25 protein-coding genes and 1 pseudogene are annotated in these 24094 nt (G+C 64.9%); 10 read left to right on the top strand and 16 right to left on the bottom strand.

Annotated features, from left to right (window positions below):
- Positions 1-265: 265 nt before the first annotated feature.
- Positions 266-1066 carry a carbon-nitrogen hydrolase family protein gene (locus E4P29_RS18310; protein WP_135046599.1) on the bottom strand — a complete coding sequence of 267 codons (801 nt, stop codon included), beginning with the start codon at positions 1064-1066 and terminating at the stop codon, positions 266-268.
- A 46-nt stretch (positions 1067-1112) separates the two neighbouring features.
- Between E4P29_RS18310 and E4P29_RS18305 the strand changes: the two genes are divergently transcribed.
- Positions 1113-1754 (top strand): GntR family transcriptional regulator, encoded by a 642-nt coding sequence (locus E4P29_RS18305; protein ID WP_135046598.1) that lies wholly within the window; start codon positions 1113-1115, stop codon positions 1752-1754.
- Here the strand turns inward: E4P29_RS18305 and E4P29_RS26420 are convergent.
- Positions 1726-2199 carry an MFS transporter gene (locus E4P29_RS26420; protein ID WP_280634551.1) on the bottom strand — a complete coding sequence of 158 codons (474 nt, stop codon included), beginning with the start codon at positions 2197-2199 and terminating at the stop codon, positions 1726-1728. The genes E4P29_RS18305 and E4P29_RS26420 overlap by 29 nt on opposite strands.
- 9 nt (positions 2200-2208) lie before the next feature.
- On the bottom strand, positions 2209-3075 hold the full coding sequence (locus E4P29_RS26415; protein WP_245154393.1) for an MFS transporter: 867 nt from the start codon (positions 3073-3075) through the stop codon (positions 2209-2211).
- 130 nt (positions 3076-3205) lie between these two features.
- Between E4P29_RS26415 and E4P29_RS18295 the strand changes: the two genes are divergently transcribed.
- Together E4P29_RS18295 and E4P29_RS18290 are read left to right on the top strand one after the other, a co-directional pair.
- Positions 3206-3880 (top strand): DUF2848 domain-containing protein, encoded by a 675-nt coding sequence (locus E4P29_RS18295; RefSeq protein WP_135046597.1) that lies wholly within the window; start codon positions 3206-3208, stop codon positions 3878-3880.
- 84 nt (positions 3881-3964) lie between these two features.
- Entirely contained in the window at positions 3965-4324 is a 360-nt protein-coding gene (locus E4P29_RS18290; RefSeq protein ID WP_027495932.1) for an FKBP-type peptidyl-prolyl cis-trans isomerase, read from the top strand.
- 11 nt (positions 4325-4335) lie between these two features.
- Here E4P29_RS18290 and E4P29_RS18285 read toward each other — a convergent pair whose 3' ends face one another.
- Genes E4P29_RS18285 through E4P29_RS18275 form a run of 3 tightly spaced genes read right to left on the bottom strand, consistent with a single transcriptional unit; the run spans position 4336 to position 6578 of the window.
- Positions 4336-5637: a HAMP domain-containing sensor histidine kinase gene (locus E4P29_RS18285; protein ID WP_027495933.1), complete on the bottom strand. Its 1302-nt coding sequence runs from the start codon at positions 5635-5637 to the stop codon at positions 4336-4338.
- The gene (locus E4P29_RS18280) at positions 5634-6362 is read right to left on the bottom strand and encodes a response regulator transcription factor (protein ID WP_032385731.1); all 729 of its coding nucleotides are present in this window, start codon (positions 6360-6362) and stop codon (positions 5634-5636) included. Before E4P29_RS18280 ends, E4P29_RS18285 begins: the two co-directional genes overlap by 4 nt.
- Before the next feature lie 9 nt (positions 6363-6371).
- Positions 6372-6578, bottom strand: coding sequence for a hypothetical protein (locus E4P29_RS18275; protein WP_135046596.1), 207 nt, complete (start codon positions 6576-6578; stop codon positions 6372-6374).
- Positions 6579-6728: 150 nt separating this feature from the next.
- Between E4P29_RS18275 and E4P29_RS18270 the strand changes: the two genes are divergently transcribed.
- A complete protein-coding gene (locus E4P29_RS18270; RefSeq protein WP_135046595.1) occupies positions 6729-8057 on the top strand; it encodes a deoxyribodipyrimidine photo-lyase in 1329 nt (442 codons plus the stop codon).
- Positions 8058-8063: 6 nt separating this feature from the next.
- Here E4P29_RS18270 and E4P29_RS18265 read toward each other — a convergent pair whose 3' ends face one another.
- Together E4P29_RS18265 and E4P29_RS18260 are read right to left on the bottom strand one after the other, a co-directional pair.
- The gene (locus tag E4P29_RS18265; RefSeq protein WP_135046594.1) at positions 8064-8966 is read right to left on the bottom strand and encodes an EamA family transporter; all 903 of its coding nucleotides are present in this window, start codon (positions 8964-8966) and stop codon (positions 8064-8066) included.
- Positions 8967-9036: 70 nt separating this feature from the next.
- Positions 9037-10893, bottom strand: a complete 1857-nt coding sequence (locus tag E4P29_RS18260) for a propionyl-CoA synthetase (RefSeq protein WP_135046593.1) — start codon at positions 10891-10893, stop codon at positions 9037-9039.
- Between the two features lie 193 nt (positions 10894-11086).
- Here E4P29_RS18260 and E4P29_RS26610 point away from each other — a divergent pair, with 193 nt between their 5' ends.
- Positions 11087-11518 (top strand): hypothetical protein, encoded by a 432-nt coding sequence (locus E4P29_RS26610; protein WP_135046592.1) that lies wholly within the window; start codon positions 11087-11089, stop codon positions 11516-11518.
- Positions 11519-11538: 20 nt separating this feature from the next.
- Here E4P29_RS26610 and E4P29_RS18250 read toward each other — a convergent pair.
- From E4P29_RS18250 to E4P29_RS18225, 6 genes and pseudogenes are all read right to left on the bottom strand, one after another.
- A pseudogene (locus E4P29_RS18250) lies at positions 11539-13031 on the bottom strand (carboxyl transferase domain-containing protein).
- A 10-nt stretch (positions 13032-13041) separates the two neighbouring features.
- Positions 13042-14241 carry an ABC transporter permease gene (locus E4P29_RS18245; protein ID WP_135046591.1) on the bottom strand — a complete coding sequence of 400 codons (1200 nt, stop codon included), beginning with the start codon at positions 14239-14241 and terminating at the stop codon, positions 13042-13044.
- Entirely contained in the window at positions 14238-15131 is an 894-nt protein-coding gene (locus E4P29_RS18240) for an ATP-binding cassette domain-containing protein (protein WP_135046590.1), read from the bottom strand. Before E4P29_RS18240 ends, E4P29_RS18245 begins: the two co-directional genes overlap by 4 nt.
- A 16-nt stretch (positions 15132-15147) precedes the next feature.
- Complete coding sequence (locus tag E4P29_RS18235) at positions 15148-15702, bottom strand: hypothetical protein (protein ID WP_135046589.1); 555 nt, start codon at positions 15700-15702, stop codon at positions 15148-15150.
- Complete coding sequence (locus tag E4P29_RS18230; RefSeq protein ID WP_135046588.1) at positions 15699-15971, bottom strand: helix-turn-helix transcriptional regulator; 273 nt, start codon at positions 15969-15971, stop codon at positions 15699-15701. The genes E4P29_RS18235 and E4P29_RS18230 overlap by 4 nt, the downstream gene beginning before the upstream one ends.
- A gap of 64 nt (positions 15972-16035) precedes the next feature.
- Complete coding sequence (locus E4P29_RS18225; RefSeq protein WP_135046587.1) at positions 16036-16491, bottom strand: MarR family transcriptional regulator; 456 nt, start codon at positions 16489-16491, stop codon at positions 16036-16038.
- 81 nt (positions 16492-16572) lie between these two features.
- Here E4P29_RS18225 and E4P29_RS18220 point away from each other — a divergent pair, with 81 nt between their 5' ends.
- Positions 16573-17403, top strand: a complete 831-nt coding sequence (locus E4P29_RS18220) for an alpha/beta fold hydrolase (RefSeq protein ID WP_135046586.1) — start codon at positions 16573-16575, stop codon at positions 17401-17403.
- A gap of 60 nt (positions 17404-17463) precedes the next feature.
- On the opposite strand, the gene E4P29_RS18215 is transcribed toward E4P29_RS18220, so the two are convergent.
- Complete coding sequence (locus E4P29_RS18215) at positions 17464-19095, bottom strand: ABC-F family ATP-binding cassette domain-containing protein (protein WP_135046585.1); 1632 nt, start codon at positions 19093-19095, stop codon at positions 17464-17466.
- 54 nt (positions 19096-19149) lie between these two features.
- Between E4P29_RS18215 and E4P29_RS18210 the strand changes: the two genes are divergently transcribed.
- Both E4P29_RS18210 and E4P29_RS18205 read left to right on the top strand, forming a co-directional pair.
- A complete protein-coding gene (locus E4P29_RS18210) occupies positions 19150-19998 on the top strand; it encodes an aldo/keto reductase (RefSeq protein WP_135046584.1) in 849 nt (282 codons plus the stop codon).
- A gap of 69 nt (positions 19999-20067) precedes the next feature.
- Complete coding sequence (locus E4P29_RS18205) at positions 20068-20895, top strand: uroporphyrinogen-III synthase (RefSeq protein ID WP_135046583.1); 828 nt, start codon at positions 20068-20070, stop codon at positions 20893-20895.
- 4 nt (positions 20896-20899) lie between these two features.
- Here the strand turns inward: E4P29_RS18205 and E4P29_RS18200 are convergent, their stop codons facing one another.
- Positions 20900-21973, bottom strand: coding sequence for an NAD(P)-binding domain-containing protein (locus E4P29_RS18200; RefSeq protein WP_135046672.1), 1074 nt, complete (start codon positions 21971-21973; stop codon positions 20900-20902).
- Between the two features lie 55 nt (positions 21974-22028).
- On the opposite strand from E4P29_RS18200, the gene E4P29_RS18195 reads away from it, so the two are divergent.
- Positions 22029-22760, top strand: a complete 732-nt coding sequence (locus E4P29_RS18195) for an enoyl-CoA hydratase (protein ID WP_032371283.1) — start codon at positions 22029-22031, stop codon at positions 22758-22760.
- Positions 22757-24091, top strand: coding sequence for an ammonium transporter (locus E4P29_RS18190; RefSeq protein ID WP_135046582.1), 1335 nt, complete (start codon positions 22757-22759; stop codon positions 24089-24091). The genes E4P29_RS18195 and E4P29_RS18190 overlap by 4 nt, the downstream gene beginning before the upstream one ends.
- Positions 24092-24094 lie beyond the last annotated feature (3 nt).

Genomic DNA, 24094 nt, shown 5'->3' with positions numbered 1-24094 from the left:
TCTTCCTGCACGACGACGCCGCCGGCTCCCCTCGGAGCCGGCGGCGTTGTTGTTTACGGCGAGTTCGAGGTTATGGACGTAATTTGGCCGGAATCTATCCCCAACTTCGAGTTCGCGCGTCGAATTCGCACTTACGCGGGCGATATGGCCACTCTTGGCTGCATAACTGCGATCTCGCTGCGTGAGGGCCGAGCTCGCGCCGAGTTCGCAGTTACGCAGGTGATATGGCCACTTTCGGCTGCATAACTGCGATCTCGCTGCGCACTTAGGCGTTGAAGTGCTTGCGGTTCTTCAACACCGGCAGCGTCTTTCGCACGGCGTCGACCATTGCGGTATCGATGTCGATCGTCAGCATCCCAGGCGTCGCGTCGAGTTGGCCGAGAATTTCGCCGGTGGGGGAGCAGGCGATGCTGTGTCCCACGCCCAACGGTGCATTTCCCTCGGCGGCAGCGGGTTCGGCTTGATCGCAGGCCGCGATGAACGTGGTCGAGTCCAGGGCGCGTGCGCGGGCGAGTAGGGTCCACTGCTCCACTTTGCCGTCACCCGATCCCCAGGACGCGGGGACGACGACGAGTTCGGCACCGAGGTCGCCGAGTTTCTGGAACAGGGCGGGGAAGCGGATGTCGTAGCAGGTCGCGAATCCGACGCGGACTCCTGCGATGTCGACCACGAGCGGGTCGGAACCCGGTGCGACGGTGTCGGATTCGGCGAATCCGAACGCGTCGAACAGGTGGATCTTGTCGTAGCTCGCATCGACGCCCGGGCCGGTGACGAGCAGTGTGTTGGTCACTCTGTCGTCGGGCGCGGGAGTGAACATTCCGGCGACGACGGTGATGCCGGCGTCGGACGCGATCCGACGAACGGTCTGTGCCCATTCGCCGTCGAGTGGCTGTGCGAACTTTCGGATGGGTCCGCCGAAGCAGCGCATCATCGCCTCCGGGAACACGACGAGGTCCGAGCCTGCGTGCGCCGCGGCGCGGGTGTGGGTCTCGACGAGTTCGAGGTTCTCGGTGGGGTTTTCGCCACTGGTGATCTGGGCCAGGCTGATGCGGATAGTCGAGCTCACGGTGTGACTCCTGGTTTCGTCGGGGGAAGACAGGTATACATATCGTATGCAACCACTGTCGGGGAGGGACAAGGCGTACCAGTTCGTCCGTGATCAGGTGTTGTCGTCACCGGCCGCCACCGGCACTTTTCTGAACGAACAGGAACTTGCGACTCGAATCGGCGTTTCGCGCACGCCGGTCCGTGAGGCGTTGCTGATGCTGCAGTCCGAGGGTCTGGTCGAGATGGTGCCCAAGCGCGGTGCTCATGTGCCGGCGATGTCCGGACGGCAGATCGCCGAATTGATGGATCTGCGAGGCGTTCTGGAACGGCATGCGGCATCGCGGGCGCTGCGTGCCGGTGACGCTCCGATCGCGGCGATGCAGCACGCGTTGCATCAGCAGGAGTCGCTGATGAATTCCGACAGCACCGACGCTCCCAAGGAATTCATCGACTGGGACGGGACGTTCCATCAGAGTTTGATCGATTCGGCGGGCAGTGAGCTGCTCTCGCGCACGTATGCAGGTTTGCGGGCGCGGCAGCTCCGAGTGGGCTTGAGTGCATTGTTCACCGCCGCCAACCGGCAGCATCGAGTGTGCGCCGAGCACCAGGCCATCATCGACGCACTGAGTGCCGGCGACGAAGGCCTGGTGCACGAGAAGATCGACGCTCACCTCGAGGTCACGCTTCAGACTCTGTTGCGCGCGTAGCGTTTTCGTGCTGCTGGCCCAGCAACACGTAGTGCTCGTCCTCGGTGGGATCCGGGTTGCGTCCAAGGGCGAGGCCGATCAGAGTGACCGCGCCGACGACGACGATGTACCCGGCGATCGGCACCCAGCTGTCCGTCTTGTCCAACAGGTAGACGAAGATCAGCGGGGCCATCGCACCACCGAAGACGCCGGCGATCGTGTATGCCAACGAGCTGCCGGTCGAGCGCAATCGAACGCTGAACTGTTCGGTGACGAATGCTGCCTGTGGCCCGTACATGAACGAGTGGAACGCCAGGCCCACAACCACACCCAGGATCAGCAGCGGTAGCGATCCTCCGCCGATGACGAGGAAGAAGATCGCACTCCAGGCGACACCGCCCACGGCTGCGACGCCGTAGACGAGGCGTCGGTTGATGCGGTCGGACACTGCTCCGGCGAGCGGGATCAGGCCGAGTTAGCATGCCGACCCGATCAGAATGGCGGTGAGTACCTCACTTCGCTCGAAGCCCAATTTCTGTGTGCCGTAGGTGATCGAGAAGACGGTGAACAGTGCGTAGATGACGTCCGGCGCGACACGAGACATGATGCCTGCCACCAGGGGGCGCAGTTCGGTCTTGAACACTTCGCTGATCGGGGCCTCGGATCGTTCGCCGCTTTCCTGCAGTGCCTTGAACACCGGGGTGTCCTCGAGCTTCAACCGGATCCACAGACCGAATCCGACGAGTACCGCGGAGAACAGGAATGCCACGCGCCATCCCCAGGACTCGAACTGCTGGTCGGTCAATGTCAGCGTCAGAACGGCAAGTGCACCGTTGGCGAGCAGGTTGCCTGCTGGTGGTCCGATCTGTGCTGCCGAGGACCAGAATCCGCGTTTGCGGGGATCGCCGTATTCGCTCGACAGGAGAACGGCTCCACCCCATTCGCCGCCGACGGCAACGCCCTGGCAGAAGCGCATCGTGACGAGAATGATCGGTGCCGCGATGCCGATGGAGTCGTATCCGGGGATCAGACCGATGGCGAACGTGGTGACGCCGATCAGCAGCAGGGTGATGACGAGGAGCTGTTTTCGTCCGATGACGTCGCCGAGCCGTCCGAAGACGAACCCTCCGACCGGACGGGCGACATACCCGACGGCGTACGTCGAGAAAGCCAACAGTGTCCCGGTCAGTGGGTCGCTGTCCGGGAAGAAGACCAGCGGAAACACCAGAGCTGCGGCGGCCGAGTAGACCGCGAAGTCGTACCACTCCAATGCCGTTCCGGTGAGGCTGGCCGCGAAGGCCTTGGCCAGGCCTTTTCTATCTACCGAAACAGGTTCGGTCATGACGACTCCTTCGTGTGCCTGGGATCACTCTATCCGTTGTACGTGCTCCATACTTGCTGTATACAAGACGTATGCGCAAGCTTTTGGGCGCATCGGAAACAGAAGATTTACGAGGAGAGGGTCCTTACTGATGCTCACATTCACGCTGCCCGACGGCACCTCCGAATCGGTCGAGGTGAACGCGTTGCTCAACGCCGGGTACGCCGGACGCAACCAGGAGGAGGTGGCGTCGCACATCGCGGAGCTGGCCGAACTGGGCGTTCCGGCTCCGACGGTGACCCCGGCGCTGTATCCCATTTCGCCGTACCTGGCGCAGCAGACGGACGCCGTTGCCGTCCAGCACGGCCGTACGTCGGGCGAGGCCGAGTGGGCGCTGGTGATCCTGGGCGACACGATCGACGACGTGCTGCTGACGGTCGCGTGCGATCACACCGACCGCGACCTCGAAGTCCACAGTGTCGCGTGGAGCAAGAATGCGGCTCCCGATGTGCTCGGCACCGGAGCGTGGCGTCTGTCGGAGGTCGCCGATCGGCTGGACGAGATCACGTTGACCGCGTGGGCGGACGGCGTCGCAATTCAGACCGGAACCCTCGGTGATCTGCTCGCTCCGCACTACTGGCTCGACGTGCTCGCCGACCGTGCACTGTTCACCCGCGGAACCGTGTTGATCTCCGGCACCATCTCGATGCACCCCGGTGTGAACCAGTTCGCCGACACCTGGAAGGTCGAGATGGCCGACCCCGCAACCGGCAATACGCTGACCTGCGAATACAAGACGATGTTGATGCCAGCTCCGATCGGCTGACCGTGACGACGTAAAATCGGTGCCGACCATGCCCAGAACACCGCAGTCGGCGTCGGCGGGCCGGCACAACCGCAGGAGACTTCAGTGACGAAGCCAGTGATCGAATTTCAAGCCGGACCGGCACCTTTGGATCTGGTGACGGTCGACCTCGTCGAAGGTGACGGCGCAGAGGCAGTACCGGGCGGAAACGTAGAGGTGCACTACGTCGGCGTCGAGTTCGACACCGGCGAGGAGTTCGACTCGTCCTGGAACCGCGGCGAGTCCATCCAGTTCCCGCTCCGTGGCCTCATCCAGGGCTGGCAGGACGGCATCCCCGGGATGAAGGTCGGCGGACGCCGCCAGCTCACCATCCCACCGGAGCTCGCATACGGCCCCGCCGGCGCAGGTCACCGTCTGTCCGGCAAGACGCTCGTCTTCGTCATCGATCTGCTCGACGTCAAGTAGCAGATCTCTCGTCAGCGGTCCTGTAGCTCGAGCACCAATCGGGCACCCCCGAGGGGGCTGTCCGCCAGATATGCGCGGCCACCGTGCAATTCGGCCTGCTGGGCCACCAGCGCGAGACCGAGGCCGGAGCCGCCCTTCGCGGCTCCGGCTCCACGCTCGAAGCGTCCGAACACCGATTCGCGTTCGTCCACCGGAACGCCGGATCCGTTGTCGTCGATCAGGATTCGGACCAGCGCGTCCGCGCGCTCGACGCGAATGACGACGGTGCTCGCCCCGCCGTGCCGGACGGCGTTGCCGATCGCGTTGTCCACCGCGAGTCGAACTCCGGTGGGGAGTGCGCGAATCGTGATCTCGCACTCCGGTTCCGACTCCACCCGAACGTCCAGACCCGGGTGCTGACGCTGCGCGTCCTGTGCGGCGACGTCGCAGATGTCGATGATGTCGGTCTCGACCCGGTCGCCCTCGCTGGACAATTCACCCGACGCCAATCGTTCGAGCGCGGTCAGGGTCGTCTCGACCCGGCCCTGGGTGCGCTCGAGGTCGGTCAGAATTTCCTGTTGTTGCGCGCGCTCGAGGTCGAGGGTGCGCAGCACTTCGATGTCGGTACGCATCGCCGTCAACGGGGTACGCAGTTCGTGGGCCGACACCGCCGCGAAATCGCGCGCGGTGTCCAGGGCGGCGTTGGTGCGTTCCTGTGCCTCGTTCAGCCGGGTGAGCATGCCCCCGATCGCGACCGCGAGCTCGTCGGCCTCGGTGACTCCGGTTCGGGTCTGCGGTGCCGACGGAGGCTGAGCGCTGACCTGCCGCGTCAGCGTCACCAGCGGCCTGACGGCACGTCCCCCGAACAGCCAACCAAGGCCCGTCGACACGGCGACCGCCGCCAGCCCCAGCAGGATCACCTGTCTCTGTTGCTCGTCGGTCACCTGCTGCGCCTCGATGGCCGGGACACCGATGGAGATGGACACGGACGAGACCACGGTCGAGGTTGCGGTGTAGACCCGAAACCGCTGACCGTCCACATCCACTGTCTGAGAACCGGTGTCGAGGGCGGGCAACCGCGTCGGTGTCGAGGCGACGACGATGTCTCCGCTGCGAATGGTGACGGCGAACGCGCCGGACAGCTGATCGATGAAGGCTTCCAGCGTCGACGAGTTCGGGACCAGCACCTGCGATGCCGTCGTCAGACGCTCGTCGAGCTGGTTGACGTTGTTGCGGGAAATGGCCACCGACGTCACCACGGCCAGGGCCGCCACGACGAGGGTGGCGCCGAGGGCCGTCGCCGCCGCGACCCGGGCGCGAAGCGAAAAGCTCATGCCGACTCCCGCACGACGAAGCCCACACCGCGGACGGTGTGCAGGATGCGCGGCGAGCCGTCGCTCTCGAGTTTGCGGCGTAGATAGCCGACGAACACGTCGACGACGTTGGTGTCGGCGACGAAGTCGTATCCCCAGACCAATTCGAGGAGTCGCTCGCGCGTCAGTACGACGCCCTTGTTACGAGCGAGAATGGCCAGCAACTCGAACTCGCGCTTCGTGAGATCGATGTCGACGCCGCCGCGGTGTACTCGGTACCCTGCGATGTCGACAACCAGAGTGCCTACTGCGACAGCCGAATTGGGGAGCCCGGGATCGGCTGCCGGAAGGACAGGACTGGTGCCGCGCCGTCGGAGCATGGCCCTGATGCGGGCCACCAGCTCGGCGAGCACGAACGGTTTGGTGAGGTAATCGTCGGCACCGGATTCGAGACCCGCGATGCGATCGTCCACAGAGCTGCGGGCGCTGAGAACACAGATCGGAATGTCGTTCCCCATGGCGCGCAACGCAGTCACGACGCTTGCGCCGTCGAGCACCGGCATGTTGATGTCGAGCACGATCGCATCGGGCGAGGTGCGCGACACGACGCCGAGCGCCTCGGCCCCGTCCGACGCCGTGATGACCGTGAAGCCGGACAGGCGCAGGCCGCGCTGCAGCGACGACAACACATCGGTGTCATCGTCGACGACGAGGACGGTGGCGGGGGTGCTCGGCGATTCGGTCACCTCCCAATGCTAGGCAACCCAGCTGTCGACGGTGGTACGCCGCTCCTCGGGTGTCTTGGCGAAGAATTCTTCGAGGGCCGTGCGGCGATCGGCGTCGGCGTCGAGGGTCCAGGCGAGGGCGGGTGCCTTGGCGTAGAGCTGCTCGTAGTACTTCTCGAACGTGCAGGTGCTCTCGACGAGGGAGAGGGCACCGGGGAAGGGGCGGATGTTCGTCATGATGTTCTCTCCTCTGCTCGCGGCTGATCGGCGTATTTCCCAAGGTAAGGGCCGATGTTGCGGCGTCGGTGAGCCTGGATTGGCGATTCTCTGAGAATCCCCGAACGGTGATGGGGGTTGCTCGGAGCCGGGTTGGGTAAGACTGACGGCATGTCGCTCGTTTGGTTTCGCCGTGATCTCCGACTGGGGGATCTGCCCACCCTCACCGCCGCTGCCGAGTCCGGGGATCCGGTACTGGGGCTCTTCGTACTGGACGACCGATTGCTGAAGCCCTCCGGCGGTCCGCGCAAGGACTTCCTGTTCCGGTCGCTCGAGGCACTGAACGAGCAGCTCGACGGCAGACTGATGGTGGTGCACGGCGACCCCGAGACGGTGGTGCCGAAGGTGGCAAAGGCGATCGACGCCGACGAGGTCCACATCAGCGCCGATTACGGTCCGTACGGCCGGGAGCGGGACCAGCGCGTCGGCGAGAAGGTGACGCTGGTCGAGACCGGTTCGCCGTATGCCGTTGCGCCCGGACGAATCACCAAGGACGACGGTGAGCCGTACAAGGTGTTCACGCCGTACTCACGGCAGTGGATGGAACACGGTTGGCGCGGACCGGCCGATACGTCCGCGAAAACCGTGAAATGGATCGACCCCGACGACGTCAACGGCGTGAAGAGGGCAAAAGTCCCGAGCGAGAAGGAGAACTCCGACGCCGATGCAGGCGAGAAAGCCGCACTGGCGCAGTGGAAGGATTTTCTCGACGACGTCTCGAAGTACGACGACGAACGCAACCGCCCAGACCTGGATTCGACGAGCCGGATGTCGGTGCATCTGAAGTACGGCACCATTCATCCGCGAACCATGCTGGCCGACCTGGGCAAGCTCCGAAACGAGGGTGCCGCTGCGTATCGGAGGCAGATCTGCTGGCGAGACTTCTACGCCGACATCCTGTTTCAGCGCCCCGACAGTGCGCGGGAGAACTACGTCAAGAAGTTCGACAAGATCGAACTGGACTCGGGCAAGCACGCCGACGAGCTGTTCGAGGCCTGGTGCAAGGGCGAAACCGGTTTCCCGATCGTCGATGCCGGTATGCGGCAATTGAACTCGGAGAAGTGGATGCACAACCGGGTGCGGATGATCGTCGCGTCGTTCCTCGTCAAAGACCTGCACCTGCCGTGGTGGCGAGGTGCCCGCTATTTCATGCAGCATCTCGTCGACGGCGATCTGGCCAACAACCAACACGGTTGGCAGTGGACAGCCGGCACCGGTACGGACGCCTCGCCGTACTTTCGGGTGTTCAATCCGATCACCCAAGGTGAGAAATTCGATCCGACGGGCGATTACGTACGGCGCTGGGTGCCGGAGCTCCGCGGCGAGGAGGGAAAAGTCGTGCACACGTTGAAGTTCGGCCGACCCAAGGAGTACGTGGATCCGATCGTCGACCACAAGCACGAGCGTGAGGTTGCCATCGCGCGGTTCAAGGCGCTGTAACGGCTGCTAGCTCCTGCGGGACAATCCGACTCCGACGAGGCAGACGACACCGCCGACGACGGCGAGAATGTGCGGTATCTCGCCGAGCAACAACCAGGCCAGAGTGATGGTGATCGGCGGCACGGCGTACGTGGTGATGCCGAGCTTGCCTGCGTTAATTCTCGTCAACGCATAAGCCCACGTGCTGAACGCCAGTGCAGTGGGAACCAAGCCGAGGTAGACCAATCCGCCGGTGGCTCCGGCCGAGGCGGTCGACAGGTCGTCGAGCAGGGCCGGCGCGAACGGAAGCGTGCAGACCGCGCCGATGGTGCACGCCATCCAGGTGACCTGAAGGCCGGGGACCGTGCGCAGTACCGGCTTCTGGCTGAGTACTCCGATCGCATAGGTCACCGCGGATACGAGACAGAGTGCGATGCCGAGGAAGTCGGCGTCCGTCCTGGTGGTCGAGGTGGTGGTGACGGCGGTGACGACGCCGACCATGACAGCACCGGCGAACGCGATACCGGCACCGATCACCAACCACTTCGGAAAGCCCTCGCCCAGAAGCAGACCGGCGAACAGGGCCACCAGGATAGGGCCGATCTGAATGATCATCGACGTCGTTCCGGCGTCTACACGTTGCTCGGCGGCGTTGAGGGCGACGTTGTAGACGCCGAACCAGAAAACGCCGACGCTGGCGATCTGTAACCACTGCGTGCGGTTCGGCTTGACCCACTGTCTCCTGATCAACACGATCACACCGAGTGCACACGATCCGATGAGCAGCCGGCCCAGAGCGAGCGGGCCGGCACCGAACGATTCACCGACGCCGCGGATGGCGACGAAGGCCGAGGCCCACGAGATCACCGTGACGGTGACCGCACCGAGGGCGAGCCAGTCGACGGCGGGGCGGGTGTCGAGATCTGTCATGCCGAGGACGCTATCGTGCGGGAGTGCCCCATGGCGCGCGGGTTTCGGCCATGGTTGCGCCTGTTTCCGCCTATCTGCCGAGTAGCTTCTCGAGCGCATCGAGGACTGCGGGATCTTCGATGGTCGACGGCACCCCGTACTGCTCACCGGCGACGATCTGCCGCATCGTCTTTCGGAGTATTTTGCCCGAACGGGTTTTCGGCAGAGCTCCGACGATCGTCACATCGCGGAAGGTGGCCAGTGCGCCGATCTGGTCGCGGACCATGGCCACCAGTTCGGTACGCAACTGCTCCTCGGAGATGTTCTCCCCGGCTTTGAGTACTACGTAGCCGCTGGGGCGCTGGCCTTTGAGGTCGTCATGGATACCGATGACGGCGCATTCGGCGACGGCGGGATGGCCCGCGAGCACCGCCTCCATCGACCCGGTGGACAGGCGGTGGCCGGCGACATTGATGACGTCGTCGCTGCGACCGAGTACGTAGACGTAACCGTCGGCGTCGATGTAACCGGAGTCGCCGGTGAGGTAGTAACCGGGGAACGTATCGAGATACGAACGCTGGAAACGTGATTCGTCGTTCCACAGTCCGACCAGTGCACCTGGCGGCAGTGGCAGCTGTACGACGATGTTGCCCTCCGTGCCTGCGTCCACGGGATTACCGGACGCGTCGAGGATACCGACCTGGAATCCCGGTACCGGTACGGTCGGCGATCCGGGTTTGATCGGAAGTGGTTCCAGTCCGCGAAGATTGGCGCAGATCGCCCAGCCGGTTTCGGTCTGCCACCAATGGTCGACGACGGGTCGATCGAGGGTGCGTGAAATCCACTCGTACGTATCGGGATCGAGGCGTTCACCGGCGACGAACAGTGTCTCCAGCGAGGAGGTGTCGTACTTCTCGAGCTCGGCGGCGTGAGGATCGACCTTGCGGATAGCGCGTAGCGCGGTCGGTGCGGTGAACAGTGCGCGGACACCGTGGTCCTGGATCACCCGCCAGAACGCGCCTGCATCGGGAGTCCCGACGGGCTTGCCCTCGTAGAGAACCGTTGTGGCACCGGCGAACAGCGGTCCGTAGACGATGTACGAGTGTCCCACCACCCACCCGACATCGGAGGCCGTCCACATCACCTGACCGGCATCGACGTCGTAGATGTTGCGCATCGACCACGTCAACGCGACGGCATGACCGCCGTTGTCGCGCACCACGCCCTTGGGCTTGCCCGTCGTACCCGACGTGTAGAGGATGTACAGCGGATCCGTCGCCGCCATCGAAACCGGTTGTGCGGCCGTGGCGTCGGCGATGAGGGTGTCCCAATCCAGCCACTCGTGTTCGCCGGGAATGCCCTCTCGCCCTTTCACGATCACTGCCGGCGTGTTCGCGGTCGTGAGCGTCAGGGCGCGCTGCAACAACGGCAGATACTCGATGACGCGACCCGGCTCGAACCCACCGTTCGCGGTGATCAGCAGCACCGGCTCGGCGTCGTCGATGCGCGCGGCGAGTTCTTTGGCGGCGAATCCGCCGAACACCACCGAGTGCACCGCACCGAGTCGCGCGCACGCGAGCATCGCGATGACGGCCTCGGGGATCATCGGCAGATAGATGACCACGCGGTCGCCCGGTCCGACGCCCTGCGCGCGCAGCACGCCGGCGAAGCGCGCGGTCTCGTCGAGAAGTTCGGCGTAGGTGTAGCTCCGGGTGAGCCCGAGCATCGCCGAGTCGTAGATCAACGCGGTCCGGTCGCCGTGCCCGGCGTCGACGTGCCGGTCGAGTGCGTTGACGCAGGTGTTGAGACGGGCTCCGGGAAACCACTGCGAGCCGTCGAACGCCGTGGTGGGAGGGGTGTCCCAGTCGACTCCCGACGCGGCCGCCAGCCAGAAATCCTCGCGGTTGTCGATGCTGCTGTCGAACGCCTGCCGATACTCGCCACTCATGTCTGCGAGCGTAGTTCGAGGGTGGGGCGGTCCGGGCCGGGTTGCGCACTACCGGCGACGACCGGCGGAATCCCGTCGACCGGCGGTCGTACTGTGCACTCCTGCCCACGCGCCGTCAATATTCACGGCCGGGGCGTCAAGATTGCGTCAACACCTCTGTCCGACGCCACCGCCCGGCGCAAGACTCCTTCTCATGACACTTCTCGACATGCTTCCGTCTCTCGGTTCCGCCTATGTTGCGCGGTGCGATCCAGCGCTGTGGCCGGCGGACACTCACTGTGTGTGCGGCCGCATCACCGTCGACGGCGTTGCGCTGGAGGATCTGGCCGATGCCGAGGGCACTCCGGTGCAGTGGGGCCGCATTCTGGTGACTCGGGTGCGCTCGGTCATCGCAGGCGAAGTGGGCGTCGATGCCGAGTTCGGTGACCTGCTGCAGGCCGTGGTGGTCAACCGGCATTCGGTGGGTGCGGTGGTCAAGGTGGACGTGCACGGTCCGGGGCGCCGGTGCGTGAGCCCGGTGGAGCTACCCGCCGACCTGCGTGCGGGCGACGTGTTGGCGCTCGTGACCTCCCACGTGCACGGCGGAGCCTGCGGTCGTTCTGCAGGCTCCACTCCGGTCTCGTAGCAGGGGTCGGGAGTTTCCACTCACAAGGTGACCCCGAGAGTGCGGTAGCGGCCGAGTCTCGCACTCGTCCGAGCTGCCGCTTCGAGGGTCGACAGCTCGCGTAGTTCGCGGACGACGGCATCGGCGATGCGACCGGAGAACGCGGCCGGTTCGTCGGCCGCATCGGGGAGTTCGGGAACGATGGCGTCGACGATGCCGTCGCGCAGCAGATCGACCGACCGAATGCCCTGGGCCTCGGCCATGTCCGGGGCGTGGGCGGTGTCGCGGTGCACGATTGCGCTGGCACCCTCGGGTGGAAGTGGTGCGAGCCAGGCATTCTGGGCACACAGGACTCGGTCGGCGGGCAGCAGTGCGAGCGCCCCGCCGCCGGTGCCCTGGCCGAGAAGCACCGACACCGTCGGAGTGTTCACGGTGACCAGATCGGAGATCGAGCGCGCGATCTCGGGAGCGAGACCACCCTCCTCAGCTTCTTTGGACAGTGCTGCGCCGAATGTGTCGATGACGAGCACCAGAGGTAGCCGGAGTTCCTCGGCCAGGCGCATGCCGCGGCGAGCTTCTCGTAGTGCTGCCGGACCCATCGTTGCCGTGGCGGTGCTGCTGCTTCGGTCGTTACCGAACAGCACACAGGAGACACCGCGAATGCGGCACAGCGACAACAGGATCGAAGTGTCGGCTTCGCCCTGACCGGTGCCACTGAGCGGAACGTGCTCGGTAGCAGCATGTTCGATCAGTTGCCGAATCCCGGGTCGATCGACGCGACGTGACGACTCCACCGAATGCCAGGCCGACCGCTCGGTCAGGGGTGCGGGACTTTCGTCAGCGATATCGGTCCACCTCGGGGCGTCGACGATCACCCGCAGTGCGCGGATAAGTAGGTTGCGCAGTTGGTCCACCGGCACCACCCCGTCGATGACCCCGTGCTGGTACAGGTTCTCGGCCGTCTGGACACCCTCGGGAAAAGGCTTGTCGTAAAGGCCTGATAGACCCGCGGGCCGAGGAACCCGATGAGGGCCTCGGGTTCGGCGACGGTGACGTGGGCCAGCGAACCCCAGGATGCGAACACGCCTCCCGTCGTCGGATTGCGGAGATACACCACATACGGCAGGTGCGCCGCCTTGTGTGCGGTGACGGCGGAGGCGATCTTGACCATCTGCACGAAGGCCAACGTTCCCTCCTGCATGCGCGTGCCGCCGGAGGTGGGGGAGGCAATGAGTGGCAGGCCCTCTGCAGTGGCGCGCTCGATCGCGGAGGTGATGCGCTCTGCCGCCGCGACGCCGATCGATCCGGCGAGAAACGCGAACTCGCAGGCGATGATCGCGACGCGTCGGCGGTCGATGGTGCCCTCGCCCGTTAACACCGATTCGTCGACGCCACTTTTCTCGCGAGCCCTGGCCAGATCCTTCAGATAGGACTCCCCAGCATGGACGTCCACCGGCGTGGAGTCCCACGACACGAACGATCCGCCGTCGAGAACGGAGTCGAGAATCTCGGCGGCGGATGTCCGTGGGCTCATGGCGCGAACTCTATCGAGCGAAGGCTTCCTTCCACGAGACGGTCTTGCCGATTCGAAGGATGGAGCGCTGGTAGATCTTCGCTGCGCCCATCGCCAGGACCGCGGTGGTGATGATCATCAAGACCGCCGAGCCGACGATCTGCACCGGTGAGGTCACGCCGGCGGCGATGCGCAACGGCATCATGATCGCGGAGAACGGGGGGATCCAGCTCAACGTGTTCGCGAGTGTGCTCTCCGGATCGCTGACGGAGTAGAAGGCAGCGAAGAACATTGCCATGATCAGGATCAGGAGCGGCATGGTCGTCGAGTTCACGTCCTCCTGCCGCGAGACCATCGACCCGCCCGCCGCGTAGAGCACTGCGAAGAAGGCGAAGCCCAGGATGAACCAGGCCAACGTGGCAGCGAAGACACTGACGGCGGCACCGGTGACGGTGAGTACGCCAGTGCCCAATCCTGCTCCGACACCGGCGACTCCGTACAGGGCGAGCTGCAGGATGCCGACGGCGCCGATACCGAGGATCTTGCCCCACAGCAGCTGCAGTGGGCGAACGGTGGAGAGCAGCAGTTCGACGACACGCGAGGACTTCTCTTCGACGACGCCCATCGCGACGTACATGCCGAAGCCGATGATCTGTGCGTACAACAGGAACACGGCGGACAGGGCGAGCGCGGTCCGCTGACCGGCTTCGGGATCTGGCGGATCGATCGCATCGACGGTGACCGTCGCGGCACTTGTTGCTGCCCCGAGTTCGTTCTGGTCGACGCCCTGTTGCGCCAGTGCAGCATTCGTGGCTTGTGTTGAGACACTGCCCTCGACGACGGCGCGCAGCGTCCCGGTCAGATCCGATTCGGTGACGGCCGTGTACGCGCCTGCGGTCCCGTCCGGAACCAGCGCCACGTCGAGATCCCCGGATTCGACGCCGCTCCGTGCGGCCCCCGCGTCGGCGATCTCACGAACGTCGACCGGCGAACCGACGGCGTCGCCGGTTGCTTCCACTACGGCCGCGATGGACTGATCGCCGGAAATGCCGATCACGTCGCGTTCCTCGTCGCCGCTGCCGGAGAAGATCGAGTAGGCGATGATGCCGCCGACGATGACGGCGAGAATGATGACGTTGCTGATGACGAAGCTCTTCTTCATCACCTGAACGGTGAACTCGCGCTTGGCGATCAATGAGACCGCGCTGAAGGAATTCAGTTGTGAGCTCATGCCACTACCGCCTCTCGGAACAGGTCGCTCAGGGAAGGTTTCTGGATGGAGAATTCGTGTACCGGTCCGGTCGCGAGCGCGGCCCGCAGAACTGATTGATCGTCGGCTCCCGGTGCCAACCCCAGAACGGTGATGCCGTCGTTCTGGCTGAGGATGCTCACGCCGTCGATGCCCGACGCCCATCCGGGGGCAGCGTTCGGTGCGTGGACGTGCAGGTGGGAATCTCCCGATCCGCGTAGTTCATCGACGGTGCCGACGGCTTTCATCGAGCCGGCGGCGATGATGCCGACGCGGTCACAGAGGCGTTGCACCAGGTCGAGTTGGTGGCTCGAGAACACCACCGGTACTCCGGCAGCTGCCTTTTCGCGGAGGACCTCGCTCATGACGTCGACGGCGATCGGGTCGAGGCCGGAGAACGGCTCGTCCAACACGAGAACCGCGGGGTCGTGCACCAGCGCTGCTGCCAACTGGACGCGCTGCTGATTCCCCAGGCTCAAAGCGTCGACGGTGTCGTTCACTCGCTCGTCGATGCCGAGACGTTCGGTCCAGCGAATCACTGCGGCTTTGGCATCCTTCGACGAGAGGCCGTGCAGCTCGGCCATGTACGCCAATTGCGGGCCGACCTTCATCTTCGGGTACAGGCCGCGCTCCTCCGGCATGTAGCCGATCGTGCGGCGCACGTCGAGGTCGACGGGTTTGCCGCCCAACAGAACCCGGCCGGAATCTGCAGACAGAACACCGAGCGCAATGCGCATCGTGGTGGTTTTGCCCGCGCCGTTGCTGCCGACGAAGCCGAACAGTTCGCCAGGCCGGACGTCGAAACTCAGGTTGTCCAGGGCGATCTTGTCGCCGTATCTCTTGGAGACGGAGTCGATCGTGAGGGTGCTCATGGTGCCCTTTCGGTCGTTACTGCTGGTCGAACTCTTCGGTGTCTTCTGGTTCGGGGTTGGGGGTGATCCACGCGAGAATCATTGCGGGGGAGCAGATGCCGGTCATCAGTGCGGCGAGAGTCCATCCGCCACCTGCGTACGCCAGGCGCGGCATCTCGTCGTTCGCCGTGGACAGGAAGATGGACGCGAACGCCGCCGCCATCACCAGGGTCTGCGTGACGGTGAGGCCGATGGATCGAGCTTCGTTGCGCTGCTGCACTTCCCACTCGTCGAGTGCTCCTACCGGTGCGTCTCCGTGCCGGCCCGAGACCGTCTGGAGAACAGTCCAAACCGGTATGAACAGGAGGGCGGCCGGTATCCATCCGATCGCGAACCACTTCGAGAACAGGCTGCCGATACTGACGACGAAAAATGTGAAGAGGAGTACAGCCACAGCGACAACGAGGATTCGGCGTCGATGCTGGGTTCGCCACGTAGGAAGCCAATGCCTCGTCTTGGCGTCGTTCTCGAGAAATCGGCGGGTCCGATAGGCCTGATAGCGGGTGAGGATGTCGGAGCCGGGCGTAGTCATCGATCCTTCTCCCTTCGGAAGAGTTCGGCCGACAGTGGTCCGAGTTCGTTGCGTGAGAACACTGCCTCGATCGGCAGATCGAAGACATCGCAGATGCGCATCGCGAGGTCCAAGCTCGGGTAGTGGTCGCCTCGTTCGAGGGCGCCCACCGTCTGGGGATTCACTTCGACGAGTTCGGCCAGTTGCGCGCGGCTCATCTTTCGTTCTGCCCGCAGAACACCCACCCTGTTGAAGATCGGGAGCGCGGTACCGCGCTTGACGGGGCTCATGACAATGAAGTGTTGTATAAACCCAACGATGTGTCAACCGGTAATAACAAAACCGCTGATTTGTCTACGGGGTCTGCTGCTCCCGAGTGGAGGCGACGATGGCGCGCATCGTGGTCAGAAACTCATCGATCGTTGCCCGCTGCTCTGGCGTGAATCGTGCGAGTTCGTCGACGGCCTGGCTGATGACGGGGCCGAAGAACCTCGTCCCGAGTTCCGACGCATGCGCGGTCACGCGTAGCAATACACGGCGGCGATCGGATGGGTCTGCTTCGCGTGACACCAAGTCTCGCTTGCTCATTCGATCGATCAGGGCAGTGATCGACGCGGATTCCAGGCCCAGCTGGGTTCCTAGCCAACCGGGGGTAGCGCGCGTTCCGGCTCGGTCCGCGTCGAGCAGACAGATCAGCGCCCGGATATCCGTCGGATGGAGCGCATGTCTCTGCGCGAACTCCGCGCCCAGAAGATCGAGGTCGACCGTCAGTGCACGTAGTTGGTGGACGGCAGAGATGGGCTCGGTCATGTGCTGGTCCCTCGGGAGATGCTGGACGAGAAGTCTCTCTATTGTCTACTATCTCGATCATCGAGAGAATAGAGGGTTGCCGTGACGTTGGAGAAGTTCTATGCCGTATACGACCGAGTGCTGCGGGAGTGGCCGGCACATACCCAGGCCATCGACGTGAACACGGTGCACGGCTCCACACGAATCAACGCCTGCGGACCCGTCGACGGTCCGGCGCTGGTGTTGCTGCCGGGCGCGGGTGCGACGTCGACCGTCTGGTTCGCCAATATCAACGCACTCTCGCAGCACTATCGGGTCTACGCGGTCGACCTCATGGGCGACGTCGGACGGAGTGTTCCCGGTGAGCAGTCCATCGACTCCGTGGACGAGCTGCTGAACTGGGTGACGGCGGTGCTGGATGAACTGGGCCTTGGAACCGTCGCACTGTGCGGCCATTCCTACGGCGCGATGATCGCTCTGGCGTACGCCCTGCACAACAAAAGCCGCGTCGATGCGCTGACGTTACTCGATCCCAATTCCTGCTTCGGCTCCATGAGTCCGCGGTACCTGGTGCATGCCCTGCCGATCCTGCTGTCGCCCAACGAGAAGCGGCAGCGTGCTTTCGTCCGATGGGAAACCGATGACGCGCAGTTGGATCCGGATTGGCTCGACGTGCTCGCGCTCGGAGCCGCGCACGCCCCGACGTCGAAAACCATCGTTCCGAAACGGCCGAAACCTGCTGCGTTCGCGAACTTCGGTGTCCGCACCACAGTGGTTCTCGCAGGGAAAGGGAAGGTGCACAACGCATCCAAGATCGAAGCGACTGTGCATGCCGTTCTACCGGCAGCGCGGACCGTGATACTCGACGGAGCCACGCATCACACGTTGCCGATGCGTCCCGCCGCCGAGGTGAACGAAATTCTGCTGAGCTGACGTGAATCGGGTGCAGCTGACCGCGCTCACCGCGGCCAGCTGCACCCGATTCAGCGCGACCTACTTCTCGCTCAGCTGCCCATCGTTCATCGTCCAGTGACGAGTGCTGCGGACCGTGTCGAGCATTCGGCGGTCGTGGGTGACCAGCAACAGCGTGCCCTCGAAGTTCTCCATGGCCCGTTCGAGTTGTTCGATGGCAGGCAGGTCGAGGTGGTTGGTCGGCTCGTCGAGCACCAGGAGATTGACTCCGCGGGCCTGGAGCAAAGCGAGTGCCGCGCGGGTTCGCTCACCGGGCGAGAGCGAGGATGCCGGCCGCAGTGCGTCGTCGCCGCGCAGCCCGAACTTGGCCAGCAGTGTGCGGACCTCGGCGTCGGGCCACTCGGGAACTGCGGCACTGAGGGCGTCGGACACTGTGCCCTCGCCGACGAAATATGCCCGTGCCTGGTCGATTTCGCCGACAGCGACTCCGGATCCGAGCGAGGCCGTGCCCTCATCGGGGCTGAGCCTGCCCAGCAGTACCGACAGCAACGTCGTCTTGCCGGAGCCGTTGGGCCCGGTGATCAGGATTCGATCACCCCACTCGATCTGTGTCGTGACCGGTCCGAACGTGAATGCGGAGCGCCGCACGACGGCCCCGCCCAACACCGAGACGACGGTGCCGCTGCGAGGAGCGGCCGCAATTTCCATCCGCAGCTCCCATTCCTTGCGGGGCTCCTCGACCACCTCGAGTCGCTCGATGCGCCGCTGCGTCTGACGGGCTTTCGCAGCCTGCTTCTCTGTCGACTCGGCGCGGGTCTTGCGGGCGATCTTGTCGTTGTCGGTCGCCTTGCGTCGCGCATTGCGCACCCCCGACTCCATCCAGTTCCGCTGCATCTGGGCGCGAGACTCCAACGCCGACTTGGTGTCTGCGAACTCGTCGTACTTCTCCCGGGCATGCTGGCGCGCAATCTCGCGCTCTGCCAGATACGACTGGTAGCTGCCGTCGTACACGTCGATGCGGCGCTGCGCTCGATCGAGCTCGACGACGCCGGTCACCGTCCGAGCCAGAAACTCGCGATCGTGACTGACGACGACGATCGCCGCCCGCGTCGCGACGACGAATTGTTCGAGTTGCTCGAGGCCTGCGAGGTCCAGGTCGTTGGTGGGCTCGTCGAGCAGAAGAATGTCGTAACGCGCGAGGAAAATCGCGGCGAGACCGGCGCGGGCAGCCTGCCCACCGGACAGCGCCGTCATCAGCGCAGACCCGTCGACATCGAGGCCCAGATCCGCGAGCACCTTCGCCGTTCGCTCCGCCAGATCCGCGCCGCCGAGAGCCAGCCACTTCTCCAGCGCCGGGGTGTAGAGGTCCTCGTCACTCGAACCCAACGCCTCGGCGGCTGCGTTCATGGAGGCTTCGGCATCGGTGACCCCGGTACGCCGGCCGAGGAAATCCAACACGGTCTCCCCGGCGATGCGCTCGGGCTCCTGCGCCAGATAACCGACGGTCGCGTCGGGCGGGCTGGTGTAGATCTCACCCTCGTGATCGGCCGTGCCGACCCCCGCGAGCAGCGTCAACAGCGTCGATTTACCTGCACCGTTCGCCCCGACGAGTCCGATCACATCACCCTCGGTCACCGTCAGATCGAGGCCGGAGAACAGTGTTCGATCGCCGTGAAAAGCGGCGAGATCGTCGATACGAAGCGTTGCGGTCACACCGAAACCATAGGGGCCGGGAACAACACCACCCCACCCACCGTTGGCATTCGTATGACGTATTCAGCCGAGACCAGTACTGTCCCGACCATCGTGCTCAACGACGGCACGTCCATTCCCCAGCTCGGGTTCGGTGTGTGGCAGGTTCCCGACGACGGTGCCCAGGCCGCAGTGTCCGAGGCGCTGAAGGTCGGGTACCGCAGCATCGATACCGCCAAGGTGTACGAGAACGAGGCCGGCACCGGCAAGGCGATCGCGGAGTCCGGCATCGCGCGCGACGAACTGTTCGTCACCACCAAGCTGTGGAACGACGATCAGGGTTACGACTCCACCTTGAAGGCCTTCGACGCCAGCATGGATCGTCTGGGACTCGAATACCTGGACCTGTACCTGATTCACTGGCAGCAGCTCGATCGCGACAAGTACATCGACACGTTCAAGGCGTTCCAGAAGCTGAAGTCGGACGGCCGCATCGGTTCGATCGGCGTCTCCAACTTCACCATCCCCACGCTCGAGAAGCTGATGGACGCCGTCGGTGAGGTCCCGTCGGTCAACCAGATCGAATTGCATCCGCGCTTCATCCAGGAAGAACTGCGCGCTTTCCACACCTCGAAGGGCATCGCCACCGAGGCCTGGAGTCCGCTCGGCTCCGGCACCGTGCTCGACGACCCGGCCTTCGTGCCCATCGCCGAGGCGCACGGCGTCACCCCGGCCCAGGTGATTCTGCGCTGGCACATTCAGCTCGGCAACGTCGTGATCCCCAAGTCGGTCACTCCCGAGCGGATCGCGAGCAACTTCGACGTGTTCGGCTTCGAGCTGAGCAACGACGAGATTCAGCAGATCAACGCTCTGGACACCGCCGACGGCCGAACCGGCCCGGACCCGGACAAGTTCAGCAGCTGACCCGCCATGTGAGTGGAACTTCGTAGTGGACTACGAAGTTCCACTCACATGGGGGCCTAGTCTGTACCCATGTCGGAACCGCTCGCAGGCAAGACCGTTGCCCTCACCGCCGAGCGGCGTGCAGACGAATTGGCCACCATGCTCGAACGCCGCGGCGCGAACATAGTTCACGCCGCGGCGATTCACGTTCTGCCCCTCATCGACGACTCGGAGTTGAAGTCTGCCACCGAGGGCATCGTCGAACGCCCACCGCAGATCGTCGTGATCAGCACCGGTATCGGCTTCCGGGGCTGGCTCGACGCGGCGGCCGAATGGGGTGTGCGCGACGACCTCCTGGCAGCGCTCGAGCACACGCGAATCATTGCTCGTGGCCCCAAAGCACGTGGTGCGATCAGGGGTGCCGGGCTGCGTGAGGAATGGTCGCCCGCCACCGAAGCATCGCAGGAAGTCGCCGATCACCTTGCTGCCCAGGGTGTTTCCGGTGCCGACATTGCCGTGCAACTGCACGGCGTCATCACCGAATGGGAACCGACGATTCATCTGAGCGATGCTCTGAGCGAACTCGGTGCGCAGGTAAGACCGATCCCGGTATACCGCTGGATCCGCCCCGTCGATCAGGCCCCGCTCCTCGACTTGTTGGCACAGATCATCGAGCACCGCGTCGACGCGGTGACGTTCACGAGCGCTCCCGCCGTCGCCTCCCTGCTGTCGACGGCCAAGGACAACGCCATGCTCGACGGCTTCCTCGCCGCACTTCGAGGCCCCGTCGCCGCGATCTGCGTGGGGCCGGTGACGTCGGCACCGTTGGATGCGTTGGGCGTTCCGACGTCGATGCCGAGCCGTGCGCGTCTCGGTTCCCTGGCCAAGTTCGTCGTCGAGCAGCTCTCCTCGCCATAAGGACTCAGCCCAGGGTCTCGAGCAACTCCGTCACCGCTGCTCGCCCGGCCCGGTTCGCCCCGATCGTGCTCGCGGACGGGCCGTACCCCAGCAGGTGGACGCGATGGTTCGCGGCCACCCGGGTGGTCAGCCTGCCGTCCATGACGATTCCGCCGCCGTGCCCGCGCAGTCGCAGCGGAGCGAGGTGATCGAGGGCGCTGCGAAATCCGGTGGCCCACAGGATCACGTCGGCGTGCTGGGTCGAACCGTCCTCCCACACAACGGAATCGGCGGTGATGGACGAGAACATCGGCTTGCGTTCGAGAGCGCCACGCTCACGTGCGGCAGCCAGCGACGGGGTGAGCAACAGACCGGTCACCGAGACGACCGAGCCCGGCGGCAGACCCGCTCGCACTCGCTCCTCGACCATGGCGACGGCTTTGCGTCCGGCGTCGTGGTCGAATCGGCTGTCCCGGAACACCGGTGGTCGACGCGTCACCCACGTAGTCGTCGTCACCTGGGAGATCTCGTCGAGCAGCTGGACGGCCGAGATCCCGCCGCCGACCACGACGACGTGTTTGCCGACGAACTCGTCCGCGGTTCGGTAGTCCTTGGTGTGCAGTTGTCTACCGGTGAAGGTCTCGGCCCCGTCGTAGTGCGGAACGAACGGTTTCTCCCACGTTCCGGTCGCATTGATGAGGCCCTCGGCTATGACGACCGTGTCCCCGGCCTCGACTCGAAAGAGAGGTTCGCGGTCGCACACGACCGTCACCGTGACGGGGCGTCGGACATTCAGTTCGAACCGTTCCTCGTACGCGCGGTAGTAGCGGGGAACCGCGTCGGCTGCCGCGATGGATTCGGGTGGCTCGTCTCCCAGCGTGTCGGCGAACGGCATCCCGGGCAGATCGTGCACTCCGTTGACGGTGCTGAGCGTCAGCGACGGCCACCGGAACTGCCAGGCACCGCCGGGTCCGGGGGAGCGGTCGAGCATGACGAAGCCCGCACCTGCGGCAAGTCCGGCCCGCCTGAGGTGGTAGCCGGCCGAGAGCCCGGCCTGGCCGGCGCCGATGACAGCAACCCGAGTGTCGATCACGAGTATCAGTAGATCAGGCCCCGCCCGGTGACCGCCGCTACCAGCCGGTAACCTGCTCGGCGTGATCGGACACACTCGTGACGGCGATGTCGTCATCCTGGAACTGCAGCGACCGGACAAGCGCAATGCGCTGAGCACGGATCTCTGTGTCGCGCTACGACGCGAGGTCGAGCAGGCGGATGCCGACGGCGCGCGGGTCGTGGTGATCACCGGGCAGGGCAGTAGTTTCTGTGCCGGTGCCGACCTGACCGGAGATGCGTTTCCCGACGCGTTCGGCGAGACGCTGGAAGGCATGCTCACCGCCATCGAGCGAGTGTCCGTTCCCGTCGTGGCGGCGATCAACGGGCCTGCCGTCGGAGCGGGGACGCAACTGGCCATTGCCTGCGACCTGCGGGTGGTCGCACCCGAGGCATTCTTCGAGATTCCCTCCACACGTCTCGGAATCGCAGTGAGCAACTGGACGATCAAGCGGCTGGCGGCATTGGCCGGCGGCGGCGTGGCGCGCACGATCCTGCTCGGCGGCGAACGGGTACACGCCGATCAGGCGTACACGTGCGGTCTGGCCAACAAGCTCGGCGATCGCGATGTTGCCGTGCAGTGGGCGCACTCGATCACCGCTCTCGCACCCCTGGCGCTGCGACACCTCAAGCTGGTGTTCAACGACGACGGCGCGCACGACGATCCGACGCCCGCACAGCGCGCGGCATTCGAGGCCGCCTGGAGCAGTGCGGACATGAAGGAAGCGCGCCGCGCGAGAGCCGAGAAGCGCGCACCGAAATTCGTGGGCAAGTGATCAGCGGAGCGCCCGACGCGGGCGACACGGCCTGGTTGCTGGCCAGTACCGCGCTGGTTTTGCTGATGACGCCGGGCTTGGCCTTCTTCTACGGCGGCATGGTGCGCTCGAAGAGCGTGCTGAACATGATGATGATGAGCCTGTCGGCCATCGCCGTGGTGTGGCTGCTGTGGTTGGTGTTCGGGTTCTCGATGGTGTTCGGCGACAACGTTCTCGGCGGCTGGATCGGAAACCCGTTGCAGTACGCAGGTTTCGAGGGTTTGCTCGGCGGCGTGTACACCTCGGCGGCGGGCACGGTGTCGATTCCGTTGGTGGGAACCGTTCCGGCGTTGGTGTTCGCAGCGTTCCAGGCGGGATTCGCCATGGTGACGGTCGCGCTGATCTCCGGTGCGGTCGCCGACCGGATGCGCTTCGTGCCGTGGGTGCTGTTCGCAGCCCTGTGGTCCACGCTGGTGTATTTCCCTGTGGCGCACTGGGTGTTCTCGCTCGACGGGCTCACCAGTGAGTTCGGCGGGTGGATCACCAACAGGCTCGGCGCGATCGACTTCGCCGGTGGCACGGCCGTGGAGATCAACGCGGGTGTGGCCGGGCTGGTGCTGGCCCTTGTGGTCGGCAAACGGAGCGGGTGGCCGCGAGATCCCATGCGTCCGCACAATCTTCCGGCCGTCATGCTCGGAGCCGGACTGCTCTGGTTCGGCTGGTTCGGGTTCAACGCGGGCTCGTCGTTGGCGGCCGACGGCGTCGCCGCAGTGGCACTGGTGAACACGATGGGTGCCGGCGCGCTGTCGATGGCCGCGTGGCTCGTCGTCGAGAAATGGCGGGACGGGCACGCGACGTCGTTCGGTGCGGCCTCGGGTGTGGTGGCCGGACTCGTTGCGATCACGCCGTCGTGTACTGCCGTCACACCGATCGGTGCAGCGGCGATCGGCATCGTCTCGGGCGCGTTGTGCGCGTTGGCGATCGGCCTCAAATACCGCTTCGGCTACGACGACTCACTCGACGTCGTCGGTGTGCATCTCGTCGGCGGTGTCGTCGGAACGCTGATGATCGGACTCGTCGCCAGTGCGCAGATGCCGGCGGGTGTGGACGGTCTGTTCTACGGCGGCGGCCTGCATCAGCTGTGGGTGCAGGCGATCGCGGTGGTGGCGGTGTTCGTGTACACCGCAGTCGTCACCACCGCTATCGCGTTCGCAATCAAGGCCGTCATGGGCGTGCGCGCCGACGCGCAGCACGAGGCCGACGGCCTGGACGAGCACGAGCATGCCGAGTCCGCCTACGACTTCGGAGTGGGCCACGGAGGCAGCAACAAGCCTGGTCTTTTCGGTAAGTAGGGG

Origin of the sequence: Rhodococcus sp. 1R11 (assembly GCF_004563845.1) — a bacterium.
Taxonomy (GTDB): Bacteria; Actinomycetota; Actinomycetes; order Mycobacteriales; family Mycobacteriaceae; genus Rhodococcoides.
This window is presented reverse-complemented; position numbering and strand designations above follow the sequence as displayed.